This window comes from Variovorax sp. AC103, from assembly GCF_979254005.1.
Genome location: NZ_CEEDFC010000015.1, coordinates 70,640 through 88,724, shown reverse-complemented (window position 1 = coordinate 88,724; position 18,085 = coordinate 70,640). Strand labels below are relative to the sequence as shown.

The 18,085-nt window shown below is 67.5% G+C and carries 19 protein-coding genes; 4 read left to right on the top strand and 15 right to left on the bottom strand.

The features are described from left to right. Positions 1 to 5 precede the first annotated feature (5 nt). From AC0IYU_RS21550 to AC0IYU_RS21525, 6 genes are all read right to left on the bottom strand, one after another. Positions 6 to 485, bottom strand: a complete 480-nt coding sequence (locus AC0IYU_RS21550; protein ID WP_472120853.1) for an NUDIX domain-containing protein — start codon at positions 483 to 485, stop codon at positions 6 to 8. Next, the gene (locus AC0IYU_RS21545; RefSeq protein ID WP_472120850.1) at positions 485 to 934 is read right to left on the bottom strand and encodes a GatB/YqeY domain-containing protein; all 450 of its coding nucleotides are present in this window, start codon (positions 932 to 934) and stop codon (positions 485 to 487) included. Before AC0IYU_RS21545 ends, AC0IYU_RS21550 begins: the two co-directional genes overlap by 1 nt. Before the next feature lie 109 nt (positions 935 to 1,043). Further along, a complete protein-coding gene (gene rpsU / locus AC0IYU_RS21540; RefSeq protein WP_007833691.1) occupies positions 1,044 to 1,256 on the bottom strand; it encodes a 30S ribosomal protein S21 in 213 nt (70 codons plus the stop codon). A gap of 110 nt (positions 1,257 to 1,366) precedes the next feature. Next, positions 1,367 to 2,611, bottom strand: a complete 1,245-nt coding sequence (locus tag AC0IYU_RS21535) for a BaiN/RdsA family NAD(P)/FAD-dependent oxidoreductase (protein ID WP_472120847.1) — start codon at positions 2,609 to 2,611, stop codon at positions 1,367 to 1,369. Beyond that, on the bottom strand, positions 2,608 to 3,396 hold the full coding sequence (locus AC0IYU_RS21530; RefSeq protein ID WP_472120845.1) for a YaeF family permuted papain-like enzyme: 789 nt from the start codon (positions 3,394 to 3,396) through the stop codon (positions 2,608 to 2,610). Before AC0IYU_RS21530 ends, AC0IYU_RS21535 begins: the two co-directional genes overlap by 4 nt. Next, positions 3,396 to 4,526 carry a sterol desaturase family protein gene (locus AC0IYU_RS21525; RefSeq protein ID WP_472120842.1) on the bottom strand — a complete coding sequence of 377 codons (1,131 nt, stop codon included), beginning with the start codon at positions 4,524 to 4,526 and terminating at the stop codon, positions 3,396 to 3,398. The genes AC0IYU_RS21530 and AC0IYU_RS21525 overlap by 1 nt, the downstream gene beginning before the upstream one ends. 176 nt (positions 4,527 to 4,702) lie before the next feature. Here AC0IYU_RS21525 and AC0IYU_RS21520 point away from each other — a divergent pair, with 176 nt between their 5' ends. From AC0IYU_RS21520 to AC0IYU_RS21505, 4 genes are read left to right on the top strand one after another with little or no spacing between them, the layout of a single operon-like run. Next, a complete protein-coding gene (locus AC0IYU_RS21520) occupies positions 4,703 to 5,536 on the top strand; it encodes a transporter substrate-binding domain-containing protein (RefSeq protein WP_472120839.1) in 834 nt (277 codons plus the stop codon). 10 nt (positions 5,537 to 5,546) lie between these two features. Next, positions 5,547 to 6,344: an amino acid ABC transporter permease gene (locus AC0IYU_RS21515; RefSeq protein WP_472120836.1), complete on the top strand. Its 798-nt coding sequence runs from the start codon at positions 5,547 to 5,549 to the stop codon at positions 6,342 to 6,344. 1 nt (position 6,345) lies between these two features. Next, positions 6,346 to 7,116, top strand: coding sequence for an amino acid ABC transporter ATP-binding protein (locus AC0IYU_RS21510; RefSeq protein WP_472120833.1), 771 nt, complete (start codon positions 6,346 to 6,348; stop codon positions 7,114 to 7,116). Between the two features lie 11 nt (positions 7,117 to 7,127). Continuing rightward, positions 7,128 to 7,805 (top strand): aspartate/glutamate racemase family protein, encoded by a 678-nt coding sequence (locus AC0IYU_RS21505; RefSeq protein ID WP_472120830.1) that lies wholly within the window; start codon positions 7,128 to 7,130, stop codon positions 7,803 to 7,805. A 50-nt stretch (positions 7,806 to 7,855) separates the two neighbouring features. Here AC0IYU_RS21505 and AC0IYU_RS21500 read toward each other — a convergent pair whose 3' ends face one another. The 9 genes from AC0IYU_RS21500 to ybiB all read right to left on the bottom strand — a co-directional run bounded on the left by AC0IYU_RS21500 (position 7,856) and on the right by ybiB (position 18,053). Further along, a complete protein-coding gene (locus AC0IYU_RS21500) occupies positions 7,856 to 10,171 on the bottom strand; it encodes a xanthine dehydrogenase family protein molybdopterin-binding subunit (RefSeq protein ID WP_472120827.1) in 2,316 nt (771 codons plus the stop codon). Further along, the gene (locus tag AC0IYU_RS21495) at positions 10,168 to 11,154 is read right to left on the bottom strand and encodes an FAD binding domain-containing protein (protein WP_472120824.1); all 987 of its coding nucleotides are present in this window, start codon (positions 11,152 to 11,154) and stop codon (positions 10,168 to 10,170) included. The genes AC0IYU_RS21500 and AC0IYU_RS21495 overlap by 4 nt, the downstream gene beginning before the upstream one ends. Next, positions 11,151 to 11,657, bottom strand: coding sequence for a 2Fe-2S iron-sulfur cluster-binding protein (locus tag AC0IYU_RS21490; RefSeq protein ID WP_472120822.1), 507 nt, complete (start codon positions 11,655 to 11,657; stop codon positions 11,151 to 11,153). Before AC0IYU_RS21490 ends, AC0IYU_RS21495 begins: the two co-directional genes overlap by 4 nt. A 214-nt stretch (positions 11,658 to 11,871) precedes the next feature. Further along, positions 11,872 to 12,756, bottom strand: a complete 885-nt coding sequence (locus AC0IYU_RS21485; protein WP_472120820.1) for an ABC transporter permease — start codon at positions 12,754 to 12,756, stop codon at positions 11,872 to 11,874. A 1-nt stretch (position 12,757) separates the two neighbouring features. After that, entirely contained in the window at positions 12,758 to 13,630 is an 873-nt protein-coding gene (locus AC0IYU_RS21480) for an ABC transporter permease (protein WP_472120818.1), read from the bottom strand. 115 nt (positions 13,631 to 13,745) lie between these two features. After that, positions 13,746 to 15,014: an ABC transporter substrate-binding protein gene (locus AC0IYU_RS21475; protein WP_472120816.1), complete on the bottom strand. Its 1,269-nt coding sequence runs from the start codon at positions 15,012 to 15,014 to the stop codon at positions 13,746 to 13,748. Between the two features lie 72 nt (positions 15,015 to 15,086). After that, complete coding sequence (locus tag AC0IYU_RS21470) at positions 15,087 to 16,199, bottom strand: ABC transporter ATP-binding protein (RefSeq protein WP_472120814.1); 1,113 nt, start codon at positions 16,197 to 16,199, stop codon at positions 15,087 to 15,089. Positions 16,200 to 16,335: 136 nt separating this feature from the next. Further along, a complete protein-coding gene (cobA, locus tag AC0IYU_RS21465) occupies positions 16,336 to 17,151 on the bottom strand; it encodes a uroporphyrinogen-III C-methyltransferase (protein ID WP_472120813.1) in 816 nt (271 codons plus the stop codon). After that, positions 17,148 to 18,053: a DNA-binding protein YbiB gene (gene ybiB / locus AC0IYU_RS21460; RefSeq protein ID WP_472120811.1), complete on the bottom strand. Its 906-nt coding sequence runs from the start codon at positions 18,051 to 18,053 to the stop codon at positions 17,148 to 17,150. Before ybiB ends, cobA begins: the two co-directional genes overlap by 4 nt. Positions 18,054 to 18,085: the final 32 nt, after the last annotated feature.

Sequence of the window (18,085 nt, the reverse complement as noted above, 5' to 3'; positions counted from 1 at the left end):
CCTGCTCAGGCGCCGAGCAGCAGGGCGGCGCGCACGCGCTCGATGGTCTGGCGGTAGGGCAGGGCGAAGTCGCCGATGGCGTCGCCGGCTTCGAGCCAGCTGAACGTGAACACCAGGCCTTCTTCTTCGGGACTGCCCGTGGCCGTGTGCACGAAGGTTTCGGGCACGTCGGCAAGCTGGCCCTCGGTGCGCATCAGGAACAGGTGCCACAGCTGGGGGTGGCGGTGCGTGTTGCCCTCGACGCCGGCCTCGCATTCGCGGTCGAGCGTGCCCAGCGATTGCAGCGGGCCGGCGTAGTCGAGGCCCGACTCCTCGAGCAGCTCGCGCCGCACGGCCACCTCGGGCGATTCGCCGGGCTCGATGGTGCCCTTGGGGAGCTGCATGTTGCCGTCCTCGGGGTGGCGGAACACCAGCAGCCGGCCCCGCGCGTCGACCAGGCAGGCGCAGGCCTTGAGGATCGGGGCGGTGGGGCCGGCGACAGTCATCAGGCGCCCGACAAGGCGGCCTTGACCGCTGCGCTGACCTGGCCCATGTCGGCCTTGCCGGCCAGGCGGGTCTTGACCACGCCCATCACCTTGCCCATGTCGCCGGGGCCGCTGGCGCCCAGCTCGGCCACGATGGCCTTCACCGCGGCCACCGTCTCATCGGCGCTCATGCGCTGGGGCAGGTAGACCTCGAGCACCTTGATCTCGGAGGCTTCCTTGTCTGCCAGGTCGGCGCGGCCGCCGGTGGTGAAGGCGGCGATCGAGTCCTTGCGCTGCTTGACCATCTTGTCGACGATGGCCACGACCATGGCGTCGTCGAGCTCCACGCGCTCGTCGACTTCCTTCTGCTTCAGGGCGGCCAGCAGCAGGCGGATGGTGCCCAGGCGCTCGCCGTCCTTGGCGCGCATGGCCGTCTTCATGTCTTCGGTGATCTGTTCTTTGAGTGTCATTCGCAACCTTTCGGAAAAAACAAAAGCCGCGGCAGGTTTCCCTGGCGCGGCTTGGGCAACGGGGCGCTGGCGGTGACTTTCGTCGGCGGCCAGCTGCCCTGGGCGTTGCTTAGTACAGCTTCTTGGGGAGCTGCATGCTGCGCACGCGCTTGTAGTGGCGCTTGACTGCAGCGGCCTTCTTGCGCTTGCGCTCGGCGGTCGGCTTTTCGTAGAACTCGCGGGCGCGCAGGTCGGTCAGCAGGCCGAGCTTTTCGATGGTGCGCTTGAAACGGCGAAGTGCGACGTCGAAGGGCTCGTTTTCTTTAACGCGGATGGTGGTCATTGATGAATCGTTGAACTGAAGTTGGCTCGGGGAGATCGAGGCCCAAAGCCGGGGTTCCTCAACTGAAAAATTTTGTGGCCGTTGAGGGAAGGCCAAAAGTTAGCCCGCGATTATAGCGCGGTTGCGCACGCATGGGCGCTCGCCCAGGCCCATTGAAAGTTGTATCCGCCCAGCCAACCCGTGACATCCACTACTTCGCCGATGAAATACAGGCCCGGTTGCTTCGATTCCATCGTCTGGGACGACAAATCGCGGGTATCGACGCCGCCGGCCGTGACTTCGGCCTTTTTGTAGCCCTCGGTGCCGCTGGGCGTGATCTGCCACCGGGCGATGCGTTCCGACAGTGCCGCCAGCGCCTTGTCGGCCGCTTCGTTGACGGGACGCTGCAGGGCAGGATCTTGCCCGACCCAGGCGTCCGCCAGCCGGGAGGGCACCAGCGTGGCCAGTTCGTTGGCAATGCGTTTCTTCGAGCGGAGCTTTGCCTCCCCCAGCGAAGCGGCCACGTCCACGCCCGGCGCGAAGTCCAGCGTCAGCGGCGTGCCGGGCTTCCAGTAGCTTGAAATCTGCAGCACCGCCGGACCCGACAGGCCGCGGTGTGTGAACAGCAGGTCTTCGAGGAAGCCCATCTTCTCTTTCTTGGCGCCCGTCTCGATGCGCACCGGCAGCGCCAGTCCGGCCAGCTCTGCATACGGCGCCCAGGCGTCGCCGCCGAAGGTCAGCGGCACCAGCGCCGGCCGCGGCGTGACCAGCCGCAGGCCGAACTGCTCGGCGATGCGGTAGCCGAAGTCGCTCGCGCCGATCTGAGGGATCGACAGCCCGCCGGTGGCGACCACGATCTTCGACGCTTCGATGGCGCCGCGATCGCTCTCGATCTGATAGCGCCCTGCGCCCGCTGAATCAGCGTGAGCGGCAGAAAACGTGATCTTCCCGACCTTGCACGGCTGCCAGCGCTCGACCCCGCCCGCCGTGCATTCGGCCAGCAGCATGTCGACGATCTGCTGCGAGGAGCCGTCGCAGAACAGCTGCCCCTTGTGCTTCTCGTGGAAGGCGATGCCGTGCTTTTGCACCAGCTCGATGAATTGCGCCGGCGCATAGCGCGACAGCGCCGAGCGGCAGAAATTCGGGTTGTCGCCGATGAAGTGGCGCTGCGGCGCGCGCACGTCGAGGTCGCGGTTGGTGAAGTTGGCGCGCCCGCCGCCGGAGATGCGGATTTTCTCGCCCACCTTCTCGCTGTGGTCCACCACCAGCACCTTCAGCCCGCGCTGGCCCGCCACGCCGGCGCAGAACAGCCCGGCAGCGCCGGCGCCGATCACGACGACGTCGAAGCGCGCGGCTGGAGAAGGCGCGGCGCTCAAGGCCCGTCGGCCGCCAGCAGCGGCGGCGGGTTGTATTTCAGGTGGCCCACGTAGCGCAGCGGCTGCGTGGCGGCAATCGAGGGCACGTCGCCCTCGCGCATGTGCAGCAGGTCGGCCGGGCTCACCCAGCGCGGGTCGGCGCTGGTGATCGGCAGGCCGGCCTGCTTGTAGGCTTCGAGCACGAACTGCGAGCAGAAGAACTGGTCGTTGCGGCTCGCGCCCAGTTGCACCATGGCCATGCCGCTCATGCAGTAGTTGCTGATCGCGCTCGGCACCAGCGGCAGCTCGCACAGGCGGCGGTTCAGCACGAAGGGAGCGTTCAGCAGCACGCCCACGGTGTTGTAGCGCACGCCCACCTTCGACATCGCCCAGGCACGCATGCGCGCGGCGCCGGCTTCGTCGACGCCGGGTACGCGAAACGCCACCACCATCTGTTCCTCGTCGACCACCTCGGCCAGCGGCCGCGAACGCACGCCCGTGCCCACGGCTTCGGCGATCTGGCCGTCGCCGAGGTACAGCACGGCGTGGCTCACCGGCGAGAAGGTGCCCAGGCGGATGCCGAAGGAGTTCACCGTGGCGATCGAGGTCAGCAGGATGTCGCCGGGCTCCAGCACGTCGGCGGCAATGAGTTCGCCGCCGTTGCCCGGCGCGATGACCGAGCTCTGCACCCGCAGGCGCAGGCCGTTGTCCTTGCTCGGCAGGTCGAGCCGGGTGGCGCAGGCCGAGAGCAGCAGGGCGGCGCCCGCCGCGGCGATGACCGCGGCGGTCTTGAGAACGGCGCGCATCAGCCCTTCCAGACGAACGGAAACTTCAGCTGCTTGAAGAAGCCGTTGGGCACGTAGTCGCCCAGCACGCCGTACTTCTCGGGCCAGAGCTTGGTGGTCTTCACGGCCGTGCCGAAGAGGTAGTCGAGGAAGGCGTAGTGCGCCGCATAGTTCTTGTCGAGCGCCTCGATGTCCTGGCTGTGGTGCCAGTGGTGGAAGTTGGGCGTCACGATCAGGTAGCGCAGCGGGCCCAGCCGCACGCTCACGTTGCAGTGGTTGAACACCGCCTGGAAGCCGACCACCACGATGTACGCGTCGATCACTTCCTTGCTGAAGCCCAGCACGTAGATGGGTGCCAGCACCAGCGTGCGCGTGATCAGCAGCTCCAGGATGTGCTGGCGCGAGCCGGCCATCCAGTCCATGCTCTTCACGCTGTGGTGCACCGCGTGCAGGCGCCACAGCACGGGCACCTCGTGGTACGCGCGGTGGGTCCAGTACTGCACCAGGTCGGCCACCAGGATGATCAGCAGGATGCCGGCCCAGAAAGGCAGGTTGCCCACCCAGCCGCGGATGCCGTCGTTGGCGGCCCAGCCGAAGAGCTTGTGCACCATCAGGTTGGTGGCCAGCAGCACGAAGCCCACGATCATGTGGTTCACCACGAAGTGGTGGAAGTCAGTTTGCCACTCCTCGCGGAACACGGGCTGGTCCTTGCGCAGTGCAAAGAGCTTCTCGATGAAGATGAAGATCAGCGACGAGCCCAGCAGGTCGAGAATGAACCAGTCCAGCCCGATGTACGGCGTGTTGTCCGCGAAGTCGTGCACCGGCACCTTGTGCCCGCCCAGCAGCGCCGAGGCCGCCACCAGCAGGAACGCGGCCGAAGACAGCCAGCGCGAGCGGTTGAAGATGATGTTCACCAGCGACAGTCCGCCGGAGATGACCAGCGCCGCCAGCAGGATGTAGCGCATCAGGTCGACGTTGTAGCTCTTGCGCAGCTCGGGCGTGGTGAGGTACTGAGGAAAGTGGAAGGCCAGCACGCCGAGGAAGCACAGGATGGCCAGGCTCAGCGCAATGGTGCCGGTGACCAGGCCCTGGCCGCGGCGCAGTTCGCCGTGGTTCTGGGTGAAATCGTTGAGTTTGTCGATGTCGAGCATGGAGCCCCCTCGGGGTTGCGTTGTGTTTGTTGTGCGGCGGATTTTAGGTCGCGCAGGTCCTTCCCGGGTGCTCCCGGGTGCTCGCGGGCGCTTCCCCGGCGCAACGGACGCCGTGCGCACCTTGGGACACAATCGTCGAGCTTTGTATATTGGCAAACTAATTGCTTGGAGTGGTCGTGACCATCAAACGAAATTTCATTCGCGCCCTCGTGGCTGCCGTTGCCGCCTGCACCCTCGGGTCGGCCTTTGCCCAAACCCAGGAAAGCTCGCTCGCGCGGGTTCAGCGCACGCATGTGCTGCGCGTTGGCGCCATTGCCGGCGCCATTCCGTATTTCGCCAAGGACCCCGGCACCGGCAAGTGGGAAGGCTTCGGCCCCGACTTCAGCGAGAGCCTGGCCAAGAACCTCGGCGCCAAGGTCGAATACGTCGAGACCACCTGGGGCAATGCGGTGCTCGACCTTCAGTCCAACAAGATCGACGCCATGTTCGGCCTGGCCCCGTCGCCGCAGCGCGCCGCCATGGTCAACTTTGCCGACACGCTGTTCGAGAACACCTACACGGTGGTCTGCAAGAAGGGCGTGCCGCAAAAGAGCTGGGAGCAGCTGAACACGCCCGACACCAAGATCGTGGTGGACATCGGCTCCAGCCACGACCAGCTGGCCCAGCGCGTGCTGCCGAAGGCCGAGGTCACCCGCCTGGAGAACTCCGGCGCCGCCACCATGTCCCTGCAGGCCGGCCGTGCTGACTGCCAGGTGCTCGTGATCCTGCTGGCCGAGCCGCTGCTGGCCAAGCGTCCGGGCCTGGGCACGATGTACGTCCCGCAGCCGGTCTACACCGCGCCCGTGAGCATCGGCCTGCGCAAGGACACCGACCCCGGCCTGCAGAAGGCAGTGAACGCCTGGCTGGCCGAAGAGCGCACCAAGGGCGAAGTCCGCAGCGTCATCCTGAAGAACATGGAAAAGCTCGCGGGCGTGCCGGCCAGCGCCTTCCCGCCCGAAATCAAGTTCTGAAGGGGGCGTCATGGACCTCCAGGATCCCGCGAGCGAGCCCAGGGGCCGCTCCCGGCTCGGCACGGCCGTGCTGCTGGCGTGCGTGCTGGCCGGCATCTGGGCCGCGGTGCGCCATTTTTCCGGCGGCGCGTCGGGCACGGCCTACGACTGGGATTTCGGCGTGCTCTGGACCTACCGCAGGCTGTTGCTCATCGGCCTGGCCTACACGCTGGTCTTCACCGTCGTGTGCATCGTGCTCGGGCTCATCGTCGGCCTGGCGACGGGGCTGGGGCGCCTGTCGCGCAACCCCTGGGTGTCGGCGCCGATCCGCGCCTACATCGAGGTGTTCCGCTGCACGCCGGTGCTGGTGCAGCTCGTGTGGTTCTACTACGCGCTGCCGGTGCTCACCGGGCTGGAGATATCTGCGGTGGTCGCCGCAACGCTGTGCCTGTCGCTGTACGGCGGCGCCTTCTACTCCGAGATCGTGCGCGGCGGCATCATTTCCATCGACAGCGGCCAGGTCGAGGCGGCCCGCGCGCTCGGCATGACGCGCATGCAGCTCATGCGCCGCGTGGTGCTGCCGCAGGCGTTCAAGCGCATGGTGCCGCCGCTCATGAGCCAGTCGATCATGCAGCTGAAGAACACCTCGCTGCTGTCCGTGCTGGCCGTGCCCGACCTGCTCTACCAGGGCCAGGTGATCGCGCACGAAACCTACCGCCCGCTGGAGCTCTACACCTTCATCGCGGTCGCCTACTTTGCGGTGCTGCTGCCCGTCACCATCTGGGCCAAGCGCATGGAATTCGGCGCCGGGCCGAAGGAAGAAGTCTGAGATGCCCCAGCCCCTGATCGAGATCAGCAACCTCAGGAAGGCCTTCGGGCAGAACGTCGTCCTGAAGGACATTTCGCTGCAGGTCGAGCGCGGCCAGGTGGTCGCGATCATCGGGCCCTCGGGCTCGGGCAAGTCGACGCTGCTGCGCTGCATCAACCTGCTGTCGGTGCCCCAGGGCGGGCGCATCACCGTGGGCGAGCAGACCATCGAGTTCAACGGCGTGCACACCACGCTGCCCAATGAGCGCGCGCTCGCACGCTTCCGGGCGTCGACGGGCATGGTGTTCCAGCATTTCAATCTCTTCCCGCACATGACGGTGCTGCGCAACGTGATGGAAGGTCCCGTCACCGTGCTGAAGACGCCCAGGGCGCAGGCCGAGGCCGAGGCGCGCGCGCTGCTCGCCAAGGTGGGCCTGCTCGATCGCGCGGACTACTTTCCCGACAAGCTCTCGGGCGGCCAGAAGCAGCGCGTGGCCATTGCGCGCGCACTGGCCATGAAGCCCGCCGTGATGCTGTTCGACGAGGCGACGTCCGCCCTCGACCCGGAGCTGGTCGGCGAGGTGCTCGGCGTCATCAAGGGCCTGGCGAAGGACGGCATGACCATGGTCCTGGTGACGCACGAGATCGGCTTCGCGCGCGAGGTGGCCGACCAGGTCGTCTTCATGCGCGACGGCGTGGTCGCTGAAAGCGGGCCTCCGGATGTGGTGATCGACAACCCGCGGCAAGCGGCCACGCAGGCTTTCCTGGGCCGCTTCAAGGGCGCGGCGGCATAGTGGCGCGTGTTGTGCGCGACGCAGCGCCCTTTCTCGGCGTGCTGATGCTCGACACGCGGTTTCCGCGGCCGCCGGGCGACGTGGGCAACCCGGCGACTTTCGAGCGGCACGGCATGGCCGTGCGCTTGCTCACGATCGAGGGCGCGTCGCCCGAGCGCATCGTGAAAGAGGCAGACCCTTCGCTGCTGCAACCCTTCGTCGACGGCGCGCTGCGGCTGGCCGGGGAGGGCGCGGCGATGCTCACGACCAGCTGCGGTTTTCTCGCGGCGTACCAGCAGGTGCTGGCCCGTGCGGTGCACGTACCTGTGGTCACGTCGAGCCTGCTGCAATGCCGGGAGTTCGCGCGGCCTGGCATCCTGACCTTCGATGCCGAGTCGATGAGCCGGGCCATCCTCGATGCGGCCGACGTTCCGCGGCACACGCCGGTGCAAGGCGTGCAGCCGGGCTGCGAGTTCCATCGGAGCATCCTGAACAACGAGACGCGGCTCGACCTCGCGCAGGCCGAACGCGACGTGGTCGATGCCGCGGTCCGTCTGGTGGCGCTTCATCCGGGGGTCGAAGACATCGTGCTGGAGTGCACCAACATGCCGCCTTACCGCGACGCCGTCGCCCGCGCCACGGGCCGCCGTGTGCACGACATCGAGACGCTGCTGGTGGCCCGGTGGGCTGGCAGCGTCGCCCGCCCTTGACCCCCGGGCTCCTTTGCTCCCTTGGACCGCTGTGCCGCTGTGCCGCTGCGTCAGCTCATCAGCTTGTCCAACGTGATGGGCAGCGTTCGAACCCGCTTTCCGCACGCGTTGAACACAGCATTGGCCACCGCGGCGCCCACGCCGGTGATGCCGATCTCGCCTACGCCGTGGGCGCCCATGGGCGAGTGCGGGTCGGGTATGTCGGTCCACATCACGTCGATCTCGGGCACGTCCATGTGCACTGGCACGTGGTAATCGGAAAGGCTGGCATTCATGATGCGGCCGTTGCGCTCGTCGAATTGCGTTTCTTCCATCAACGCCAGGCCCAGTCCCATGACGATGCCGCCACGGAACTGGCTGGCGGCCGTCTTGGCGTTGAGGATGCGTCCGCAGTCGAACGACCCTAGAAAGCGGCTGACCCGCGTCTCGCCGGTCACCTCGTTCACCCGCACCTCGCAGAACATGGCGCCGTGCGAGTGCATCGACCAATGCATGGTCTCGAGCGGGGGCGGGGCGCTGGCCTCGACGACCAGCTCGTCGCGCCCGGCGCGCGCCAATATGGCGGCATAGCTTTCGAAACGAGCGGGATCATCGACGTTGCCGATGCCGCCGTCGCGGCCGACCACATCGTCGGGCTTCAGGCCATGCAAGGGCGAGTCCTTGTCGCAAAGCTTCAACAGCGCTGCGAAGAGTTCATGCTGCGCCGCCATGACTGCGCTGCCGATCGAGGCAGTCTGCTGCGACCCCCCTGCAAGCACGACCCCGGGAAAGCGCGAATCGCCGTGGCAGAACTTCACCTGGTCCATCGTCAGGCCGAGCCGCTCGGCGGTGACCTGCGTTTGCGCGGTGGCGGTGCCCATGCCCATTTCATGCGCCGCAATCTCGACCGACACCCGGCCGTCTTTCGCAAGCGTGATGCGCGCCGCGCCTCCCTGCATGCGGTAGTAAGGGTAGGTGGCGGTGGCGCAACCCATGCCGACCAGCCATTCCCCTTCGCGGCGTGTGCCCGGCGTCGCGTTTCGACGGGTCCAGCCGAAGCGCTCGGCGCCGGAGCGGTAGGCCTCGACGATGTGGCGCGACGAGAAGGGGGCGCCCGTGGTCGGGTCCTTCTGCGGCTCGTTGCGGATGCGAAGCTCGATCGGGTCCATCTGCATGGCATCGGCCAGTTCGTCGATGGCACTCTCCAGCGCGAAGGTGCCGACCGCCTCGCCGGGCGCGCGCATGAACGTGTTGGCCAGCATGTCGAGGGTCGCCACCTCGACGTCGAGCTTGAAGCTGCCGGCCGCGTAGGCGGAGCGCGCCGGCAGGATGAACGGCTCGGGCATGTTGTTGTGCGCGGTCATGGTCACCACGCCGGTGTGGATCAGCGCGTCGAAGCGCCCGTCCGCCTGCGCACCGATCGCGACACGCTGTTCGGTGTTCGTTCGCCCGCCGACCACGCGGTAGACGCCTTCACGCGTGAGCATGATGCGCACCGGACGCCCGGCGAGCTTCGACGCCGCCGCTGCAAGAACCTGGTGGCGCCACAGTGTCTTGCCGCCGAAGCCGCCGCCCACAAAGGGCGACGTCACGTGCACCTGTTTCTCGTCGATCCCGAAGATTTCCGCCATGGACCAGGCCATGTGCGTGACCGCTTGCGAGGCGTCGTGGATGGTGAGTTCGTCTCCCTTCCAGGCCACGGTCGCCGCATGCAGCTCGATCGCGTTGTGGTTGTGGCGCGGCGTGGCGTACCTGACGTCGACACGGTGCGGGGCGGCTGCCAGCGCTGCTTCGGCGTCGCCGATCTCCAGCTTGAGCGGCTCGCCCTGGAACGTGCCGGGCTTCGTTCCCTTGGCCTTGGCAGCCGCGAGCGAGGTCGTGGCCGGCGCGGTTTCGTAGACGACGCGAACCAGCGACTTCGCGTGATCGGCCTGCTCCTGCGTCTGCGCCAGCACCAAGGCGATCGGCTGGCCGTTCCAGTGAATCTGGTCGTCCTGCAGGACGGGCAGGTCGTCGCCCCCGGCCGCCTTGTCCTTGGACATGAAGAGCGGCATGGGTTTCATGCGCGGTGCATTCTCGTGGCTCATCACCAGCACCACGCCGGGCGCTGCTTGCGCCGCCCCCGTGTCCAGCGTCGCGATCCGGCCCCGTGGCACCGTGCTGTAGACGAGCGCGGCGTAGACCATTCCCTCCATCGGAAACTCGGCCGCGAACCTAGCCTGCCCCTGCACCTTGAGCGGCCCGTCGAGGCGTGAGACCGGCGCACCGATCAGGCCCTCCTTGCGCGCGATCAGCGGATCGGGCTTGCCCCCGGGCACCCATGCGTCGGGCGCGAGGGCGATGGCCTTTTTCATGACCGCCTGAGCGGCCTCTTGAATGACGCTCATGCTTGCATCTCCTTCAGTTCGCCGAGCACCGCGGCGATCGTCCGCCTTGCCAGCTCGATCTTGAATCCGTTGTCGCGCAGCGGCTGCGCAGCCGCCATTTCCGCCTCTGCGGCGGCACGGAAGGCTTGCGCGGTGGCTGGTCTCCCCCGCAGCGCGTCTTCGGCCTTCCAGGCGCGCCAGGGCTTGTGCGCGACGCCACCGAGTGCAATGCGCACGTCCTTGACGGTGTCGCCGTCGAGCTCCAGCACTGCCGCCACGGAAATCAGCGCGAAGGCATAGCTCGAGCGGTCGCGCACCTTCCGGTAGGTCGATCGCGCCCCGAAAGGCAGCGCAGGCAACTCGACAGCAGTGATGAGTTCGCCCGGCTCGAGCAGCGTCTCGATGTCGGGGCGGTCTTCGGGCAGGCGATGCAGGTCCGTGAACGGCAGCGTGCGTTCGCCACGCGAGTTCCGCAGATGCACCACGGCGCCCAGCGAGGCGAGCGCCACGCACATGTCGGACGGATGCGTGGCGACACAGCTGGGCGAAGCACCCAGGATGGCATGGAAGCGGTTGATGCCTTCGGCTGCGTCGCACCCCTGGCCGGGGGTGCGCTTGTTGCAGCGCGACCCTTCGTCGTCGTAGAAATACGCGCAGCGGGTGCGCTGCAGCATGTTGCCGCCGACGGTCGCCATGTTGCGGATCTGCGCCGATGCGCCGGCGGTGACGGCCCGTGCGAGCACCGGGTAACGGGCTCGCACGGCGCGGTGCGAGGCGAGTGCCGTGTTGCGGGTCGCGGCGCCGATCAGCAGGCTTCCGTCGGGCCGTTCTTCGATGTCGCAGGACAGGTCCGTCACATCCACCAGGGCGATCGGACGCTCGATGGTTTCGCGCATCAGGTCGACCAGGTTCGTGCCGCCGCCGAGGTACTTGGCGCCGGGTTGGCTGCCGAGCCGGAGTGCATCGCCTGCGTCTTGCGCGCGGGCGTAGGTGAAGGGGTTCATGAAGGCACCCCCTCGAATGTCTCGGCAATGGCCGCGGCGATGCCGTTGTAGGCGCCGCAGCGGCACACGTTGCCGCTCATGCGTTCACGCAGCTCGTCGTGGCTGAGCGCGATGGTCTGCGTACAGAGGTCGGCTGTGACGTGGCTGGGAACGCCCTGCCTGAGTTCCTGCGCCATTCCCACGGCGGAACAGACCTGGCCAGGCGTGCAGTAGCCGCACTGGAAGCCGTCGTGCGCGATGAAGGCCTTTTGCAACGGGTGCAGGTCGCCTTGCGGGGCAAGACCTTCGATGGTGGTGACCGAACGGCCCTGGTATTGCACAGCCAGCGCCAGGCACGAGAGCACGCGTTCGCCGTCGACGAGCACGGTGCACGCGCCGCATGCGCCCTGGTTGCAGCCTTTCTTGGCACCGAACAGCTGGCGATGCTCGCGCAGGAAATCGAGCAACGAAACCCTGGGGTCGTTGGGCAACTCGGCCGGCGACCCGTTGATGGTGATTGTCATGAGCGCTCTCGTGGGGTGGGTTGTGTAATCAGGTGTCACTGCGCTGCATGGCGGCGCTACGACTTTCCCGAACCCTTTTCTTAGCACGGTGAAGTGCCCCGCGGCGTCAGCTTTTTTCTTCAACGCGTCCGGCTCGGCGCTGGCAGGGCCGGGCCGTGCTGGCGCGCTCCAGGGACACCGCCCGCGCAACCCGCGGCCTCAGGCCCTCGGTGGCTCAGCGCTTGGGGGTGGAGCGCCGGCCGAGCAGCGCGGCGGCGCCCAATGCCACGGCCATCACGAGCAGCGACACCACGGTGGTCACCGTGCCCAGCGCATAGATCGAAGGCGTGGTCACGGTCGAGGTCAGGCCCTGCAGCTCCAGCGGGAGCGTGTTGACGTCGCCGATGGCCTGCGAGGTGCGGGCAATCTCGTCCCACGACAGGGTGAAGCCGAACATGCCGATGCCCACGATCGAGGGGCCGATCAGCGGCAGCACCACGAAGCGGAAGGTTTGCCACGGCGTGGCGCCCAGGTCGCGCGCGGCTTCTTCGTAGGCCGGGTTGAAGCGGTTGAACACCGCGAACATGATGAGCAGCCCGAAGGGCAGCGTCCACGTGAGGTGGGCCCCCAGGGCGGAGCTGAACAGGCCGAGCGCGGTGCCGTAGCCTTCGAGCAGCGTGGTGGCGTCCAGTGCGCTCAGCAGTGCCTTCACGCCGGTGTCGAGCAGCCGGAACTGCAGGCCGATGCCCAGCGAAATGATGATCGACGGCATGATCAGGCTCGCCACCGTCACGAAGAAGAGGGCGTTGCTGCCCGCCAGTTTCTTGCGGAACGCCAGCCCTGCAAGCACCGACAGCACCACGGTGAAGGCCATCACCACCGCCCCGAGCGCCAGCGAGCGCCGGAAGGCCGCGCCGATGTCGACGGTGCCCAGGCCTTCGGCCAGCTTGTAGAACCAGTGCAACGACACGCCCCGCAGCGGGAACGTCAGGCCGCCCTCGGGGCCCTGGAAGCTGAGCACGAAGATCGTGATCATCGGGCCGTAGAGAAACAGCACGAAGAGTGCGAAGACCGTCGCGAGGGGCCAGAAGCCGGGGCTGCGTTGTTCGCCGATTTTCACCCTAGAGCTCCTTGCGAATGTCGACCAGCCGGGTCAGCCCCCAGATGATCATCAGCACCACTGCCAGCAGGATCATCGCGTTGGCCGCTGCCAGCGGAAACTGCAGGTAGGAGGTCTGCACCTGGATGATCTTGCCGATCGAGGCGATCTGCTGCCCCCCCATCACGCCGATGGTGACGAAGTCGCCCATGACGATGGTGATGACGAAGATGGAGCCGATCAGGATGCCGGTGCGCGACAGCGGCACCACCACGTTCCACAGCGTCTGCCAGCCCGACGCACCCGCGTCGCTGGCCGCCTCGAGCAGCGAACGGTCGATGCGCATCATGCTGTTGAAGATCGGCACGATCATGAACATCGTGTACAGGTGCACGAAAGCCAGCACCACCGAAAAATCGGAGAACAGCAGCCACTCCACCGGCTGGTCGACGAGGCCCACGCCCATCAGCGCCTGGTTGACCAGCCCGTTGCGGCCCAGCAGCGGCACCCACGAGATCATGCGGATCACGTTCGACGTCCAGAACGGCACCGTGCACAGCACGAACAGCACCGTCTGCATGGTCGACGAGCGCACATGGAACGCCAGGAAGTACGCCACCGAAAACCCGATCAGCAGCGTGATGCCCCACACCAGCACGCAGAACTTGAACGTGCTCAGGTAGGTGTTGAGCGTGACGCACAGGTCGCCGTTGTCGGTGAGGTGCGAGCAGCCTTCGAACAGGCTCAGGTAGTTGCGCAGCGTGACCGCGGGAATCAACTCGTATTCGTTGAAATTCCACAGGCTGACCATCGCGACCAGCGCCAGCGGAATCAGGAAGAACAGCAGGAAGACCAGCGCGAACGGCGCCGCCTGCCACCACGCCTTGACAGTCAAAGCTCGCCCCCAGTCTTCGCGCACTTCGTGTCGCTACGCCAACCCCCTGCCGTGGGCAACACCTGCGGCCCGGCAAAGCCGCATCCGTGGTGTTTCGCTAACAGGCCCAGCCTCCTCACGCGGCGACGAACTCGTTCCACTTGCGCACCATGTACTCGTTCTCGTCCATGACCGCGTTCCAGCAGGCGATGCCGCCCATGCGCTGCTCGTAGCTGCCGCCGTCGCGCACCGAACCGGCCTTGGCGATCACGTCGCCCTGCGGGCTCTTGATGTCCTGCGCGGCGGCCTTGCCTTCCATCCAGTAGGCCCACTCGTAGGCTTCCATCTTGGTCTTGGCGGTGTCCAGCACGGCGCTGTAGTAGCCCTGGCGGTTGAGGTACGCGCCGGCCCAGCCGTCGAGGAACCAGTTGATGAACTCGTAGGCGCCGTCCAGCTTCTTGCCCGAGAGCGTGGCCGGCAGGCCGAAGCCCGAGGCCCAGGCGCGATAGCCTTCCTTGAGCGGCTGGAACGTGCAGTCGATGCCCTTGCTGCGCACGGCCGTGACGGCGGGCGACCACATCGACTGGATCACGACCTCGCCCGAGGACATCAGGTTCACCGACTCGTTGAAGTCCTTCCACAGCGCGCGGAACTGGCCGGCCTTCTTGGCCTCGATCAGGGTCTTGATCGTCAGGTCGATCTCGGCCTTGGTCATGTTGCCCTTGTCGGCGTACTTGCGGATACCCTTGGCCTCCACCACCATCGCGGCGTCCATGATGCCGATGGACGGAATGTTCAGGATCGCCGTCTTGCCCTTGAACTCGGGGTTCAGCAGCTCGGCCCACGAGGAGATCGGGCGCTTGATCAGGTCGGGGCGAATGCCCAGCGTGTCGGCGTTGTAGGTGGTCGGAATCAGCGACATGAACTGCGTGGCCGACTTGGCGAAGACCTTGCTCTTCTCGCCCTCCAGATAAATCACCTTGACCGGCGCCGTGCCCTGGCTGCCGACCTTCTTGCCGGCGACTTCGCCCTTGGTGAACAGCGAGGTGATCTTGTCGGCGTTCTTCACGCGCTTGGTGTCGATGCCCTTCAGGTTGCCGGTGGGCACGATCTTCTTGAGCGAGAAGAACTCGGTGTCGATCAGGTCGAAGCTGTTGGGCGCGGTCACGGCGCGCTTGGTCACGTCGTCGGTGGTCACGGCCACGTACTGGATCTCGATGCCGGTGTCGGCCTTGAATTTTTCGGCAATGGCCTTGTCCTGGTTCACCGCGGTGCCCAGGTAGCGCAGCACGACTTTTTCCTGCGCATGCACGAAGGGCGCGATGCCCGTGGCAAGGATGCCGGCGGTGCCTTGCAGCAGCGTGCGGCGCTTGACGCCGGCGGACGAGTCGATGGGTTCGGTCATGGCTGAGTCTCCGTGAATGACAAGTGGAAAGGGACGCGGAAAAAAGGGGGGACTGGGTGGGCAGCGGCCTGCCTACAGGGTCATGGCGATCGCGGCGTTGTCGTCGCGCAGGGCGCCGGTCTGGGGCGGCGCCGGTGCACGCTCGCCCGGCGGCCTGACGCCGGGGCCGAGCGTGCGGGCATCACCGTCGGCCCATGACAGGCGCACCGTCTCGCCCTGTGCGATCGGGCTCGCCAGGAAGGCGGCTTCGCCCAGCAGGACCGACACGTTCTGGCGTCCCGGCGCGGCCGCCTGCAGCGCCAGGCCGAGCAGCACATAGGTGCCCTGGTACTCGACGTCGGTCACCGTGGCGGCCAGGCCGCCGGTGGCGCCGCTGTCCGACGCGGCAATCCGCATGTGGTCGTTGCGCACGGCGATGGGGCCGGCGGGCGTGTCGAACACGTTGTGCCCGCCCATGAAGCGCGCCACGAACTCGCTGGCCGGGTGGTTGTAGATGGCGTGCGGCGCTCCGACCTGCTCGATCACGCCGTGGTTCATGACCACCATGGTGTCGGCCAGCGCCATTGCTTCTTCCTGCGAGTGGGTGACGTGCACGAAGGTCAGGCCCAGTTCCTTCTGCCAGCGCCGCAGTTCGGCGCGCATCTGGATGCGCAGGAAGGGGTCGAGCGCGGACAGCGGTTCGTCCAGCAGCAGCACGCGCGGCTCGGTGATGAGCGCCCGCGCCAGCGCCACGCGCTGTTGCTGGCCACCGGAAAGCTCGCCGGGCTTGCGCTCGGCCAGGTGGCCCATGGCCACGCGTTCGAGCAGGTCGTGCGCGCGTTTCTGGCGCTCGGCCTTGCCGACGCCTTTCATCTTGAGGCTGAAGGCCACGTTGTCGGTGGCCGACAGGTGGGGAAACAGGGCGAAGCTCTGGAACATCATGGCCGTGCCGCGTGCGGCTGCGGGCAGGTTGGTGATGTTCCGGTTGTCCAGAAGGATGTCGCCGCTGGTGACCGACTCGTGCCCCGCGATCATGCGCAGCGTGGTGCTCTTGCCGCAGCCCGAGGGGCCCAGCAGGCAGCAGTAGCTGCCGCTGGCGATGCGCAGGTCGATCTGGTCGACGGCGGCCGGCGTGCCGGCGGCATAGCGCTTGGTGAGCGCGACGATTTCGACGGCGGCGGGGACTGGCGTGGCGACGGCATTCATTGCCGAGGACCGAGCAGGATCCATGCCACGCCGCACCAAACCGGGGTGCAGGCCGGGGCCGCCAGGGGGCCGAACGGCGTACAGACCGGCGCGTGCAGGTTGCGCTAGTCCGGCCCGGCGGGCTGCCGCCGCGGGATCAGGTGCCGAACTTGTCCGCGTCCACCGGCAACTGCGCCGCGGCCAGGCCGCGCAGCACGTCGCCCACCACGATCACCGCAGGGCTCGCGAGGCCGGCCTCGGCGATGCCGCTCTGCAGCTTGTCCAGCGTGGTCGCGATGTGCCGCTGGTGCGGCAGGCTCGCGTGCTGGATGACGGCCACCGGCGTGTCGCCCGGCAGGCCTTGCAGCAGTTCGCGCTCGATGTGCCCGGCACCCGCCACGCCCATGTAGATCACCAGCGTCAGGCGCGCGTTGTACGCCGTGGCGGCCAGTGCGCGCCAGTCGGTCGGGTCTTCGGCCGCGCCCGCACCGGTCTTGGCGTGGCCGGTGACGAACACCACGCCCTGCGCATGGTCGCGGTGCGTGAGCGGCACGCCCAGCGAGGTCACGGCGGCCAGGCCCGCGGTGATGCCGTTGACCACGGCGCATTGGATACCGGCTTCGCGCAGGTGCGCCACCTCTTCGCCGCCGCGCCCGAAGATGAAGGGGTCACCGCCCTTGAGCCGCACCACGGTCTCGCCTTCGTGCACCGCGGTGATCATCAGCCGCTCGATGAAGGCCTGCGGCGTGCTCTTGCAGCCGCCGCGCTTGCCCACGTGCACGATGCGCGCGCCGGGGCGGGCATAGGCCAGGATCTCGTCGTTCACGAGGTCGTCCACCAGCAGCACCGTGGCGGCCTGGATCGCCTTCACCGCCTTGACCGTCAGCAGCTCCGGGTCGCCCGGGCCGGCGCCCACCAGCGTGCAACGCCCGGCGATGAGGGAAGAAGGGGTGGGGGTGGCGTTGTTGTTCATGCGTGGGATGCCAGTTGCGTGATGTGCCTGACCTGCGTCGCGATCGCCGCCGGCACGGGCAGCTCGCCGGCCAGCACGCGTCGCGTGTATTCGGCCGTGGTGGCCACGTCGATTTCCGTCGGCAGGCCCGGCACTTCGCTGGTGGTGCCCGGCTGCTGGGCCTGCAGCTCGGTGCGCACGCCGCGCACGAAGCCGTCGATCTGCGCGGTGCGGCGGGGGTCGGACACCACCTCGCCTTCGAGGCCGCGCGAGAGCAGGGCGGTCTGGCGCGTGAGCTCGAAGGTCTCGCCCATGGTGCGCGCGTATTCGGGGTGCGTGTAGCTGGCGACCACCACGCAGGGGCCGGCGCCGGGCTGCATGAGCTTGACCACGCTGTGGCCCGGGTTGCGCAGGCCAACCACGCGGCGCACGTCGAGCAGGCGCTTGAGCGCGGGGTTGAGCAGTTCGGTGGGTGCGAAGGCGGCCTCGCCGTTGGCGATGGGGCGAACGGCCGTCAGCGGCGCAATGTCCATCGCCGCGAGCACGTTCGACGCCAGCACGCGCGAGGTTTCGCTCGCGCTGCCGTGCACCAGCACCGGCAGGCCTTCGCGGGCCAGCAGCAGCGCCAGCAGGGGCGTGAGCACGGGCAGCTTGCGCGCGCCGTTGTAGCTGGGCAGCACCACCAGCGGACGGTCGCCGGCCGGAATGCGGTGGAGCCTGGCGTGGGTGGCGTCCAGAAAGCCGGCCATTTCTTCGGGCGTTTCGCCCTTGATGCGCATGGCCAGGCAGAAGCCGCCGATTTCGAGGTCGGTGACGCTGCCGTCCAGCACCTGGCCGAACAGGTCGGTGGCCTGTTCGCGTGTGAGCGGCCTGGCGCCTCGCGCGCCGCGGCCGATTTCCTTGATGTATTGACTGATTCCCATGGGTGGGGCGATTGTCCTGCAAGGCTTATGCC

Coding starts and splice junctions, on each gene's coding strand:
- AC0IYU_RS21550 (WP_472120853.1), bottom strand. CDS start 485: ATGACTGTCGCCGGCCCCACCGCCCCGATCCTCAAGGCCTGCGCCTGC.
- AC0IYU_RS21545 (WP_472120850.1), bottom strand. CDS start 934: ATGACACTCAAAGAACAGATCACCGAAGACATGAAGACGGCCATGCGC.
- rpsU (WP_007833691.1), bottom strand. CDS start 1,256: ATGACCACCATCCGCGTTAAAGAAAACGAGCCCTTCGACGTCGCACTT.
- AC0IYU_RS21530 (WP_472120845.1), bottom strand. CDS start 3,396: ATGCGCGCCGTTCTCAAGACCGCCGCGGTCATCGCCGCGGCGGGCGCC.
- AC0IYU_RS21525 (WP_472120842.1), bottom strand. CDS start 4,526: ATGCTCGACATCGACAAACTCAACGATTTCACCCAGAACCACGGCGAA.
- AC0IYU_RS21515 (WP_472120836.1), top strand. CDS start 5,547: ATGGACCTCCAGGATCCCGCGAGCGAGCCCAGGGGCCGCTCCCGGCTC.
- AC0IYU_RS21510 (WP_472120833.1), top strand. CDS start 6,346: ATGCCCCAGCCCCTGATCGAGATCAGCAACCTCAGGAAGGCCTTCGGG.
- AC0IYU_RS21500 (WP_472120827.1), bottom strand. CDS start 10,171: ATGAGCGTCATTCAAGAGGCCGCTCAGGCGGTCATGAAAAAGGCCATC.
- AC0IYU_RS21495 (WP_472120824.1), bottom strand. CDS start 11,154: ATGAACCCCTTCACCTACGCCCGCGCGCAAGACGCAGGCGATGCACTC.
- AC0IYU_RS21490 (WP_472120822.1), bottom strand. CDS start 11,657: ATGACAATCACCATCAACGGGTCGCCGGCCGAGTTGCCCAACGACCCC.
- AC0IYU_RS21475 (WP_472120816.1), bottom strand. CDS start 15,014: ATGACCGAACCCATCGACTCGTCCGCCGGCGTCAAGCGCCGCACGCTG.
- AC0IYU_RS21470 (WP_472120814.1), bottom strand. CDS start 16,199: ATGAATGCCGTCGCCACGCCAGTCCCCGCCGCCGTCGAAATCGTCGCG.
- cobA (WP_472120813.1), bottom strand. CDS start 17,151: ATGAACAACAACGCCACCCCCACCCCTTCTTCCCTCATCGCCGGGCGT.
- ybiB (WP_472120811.1), bottom strand. CDS start 18,053: ATGGGAATCAGTCAATACATCAAGGAAATCGGCCGCGGCGCGCGAGGC.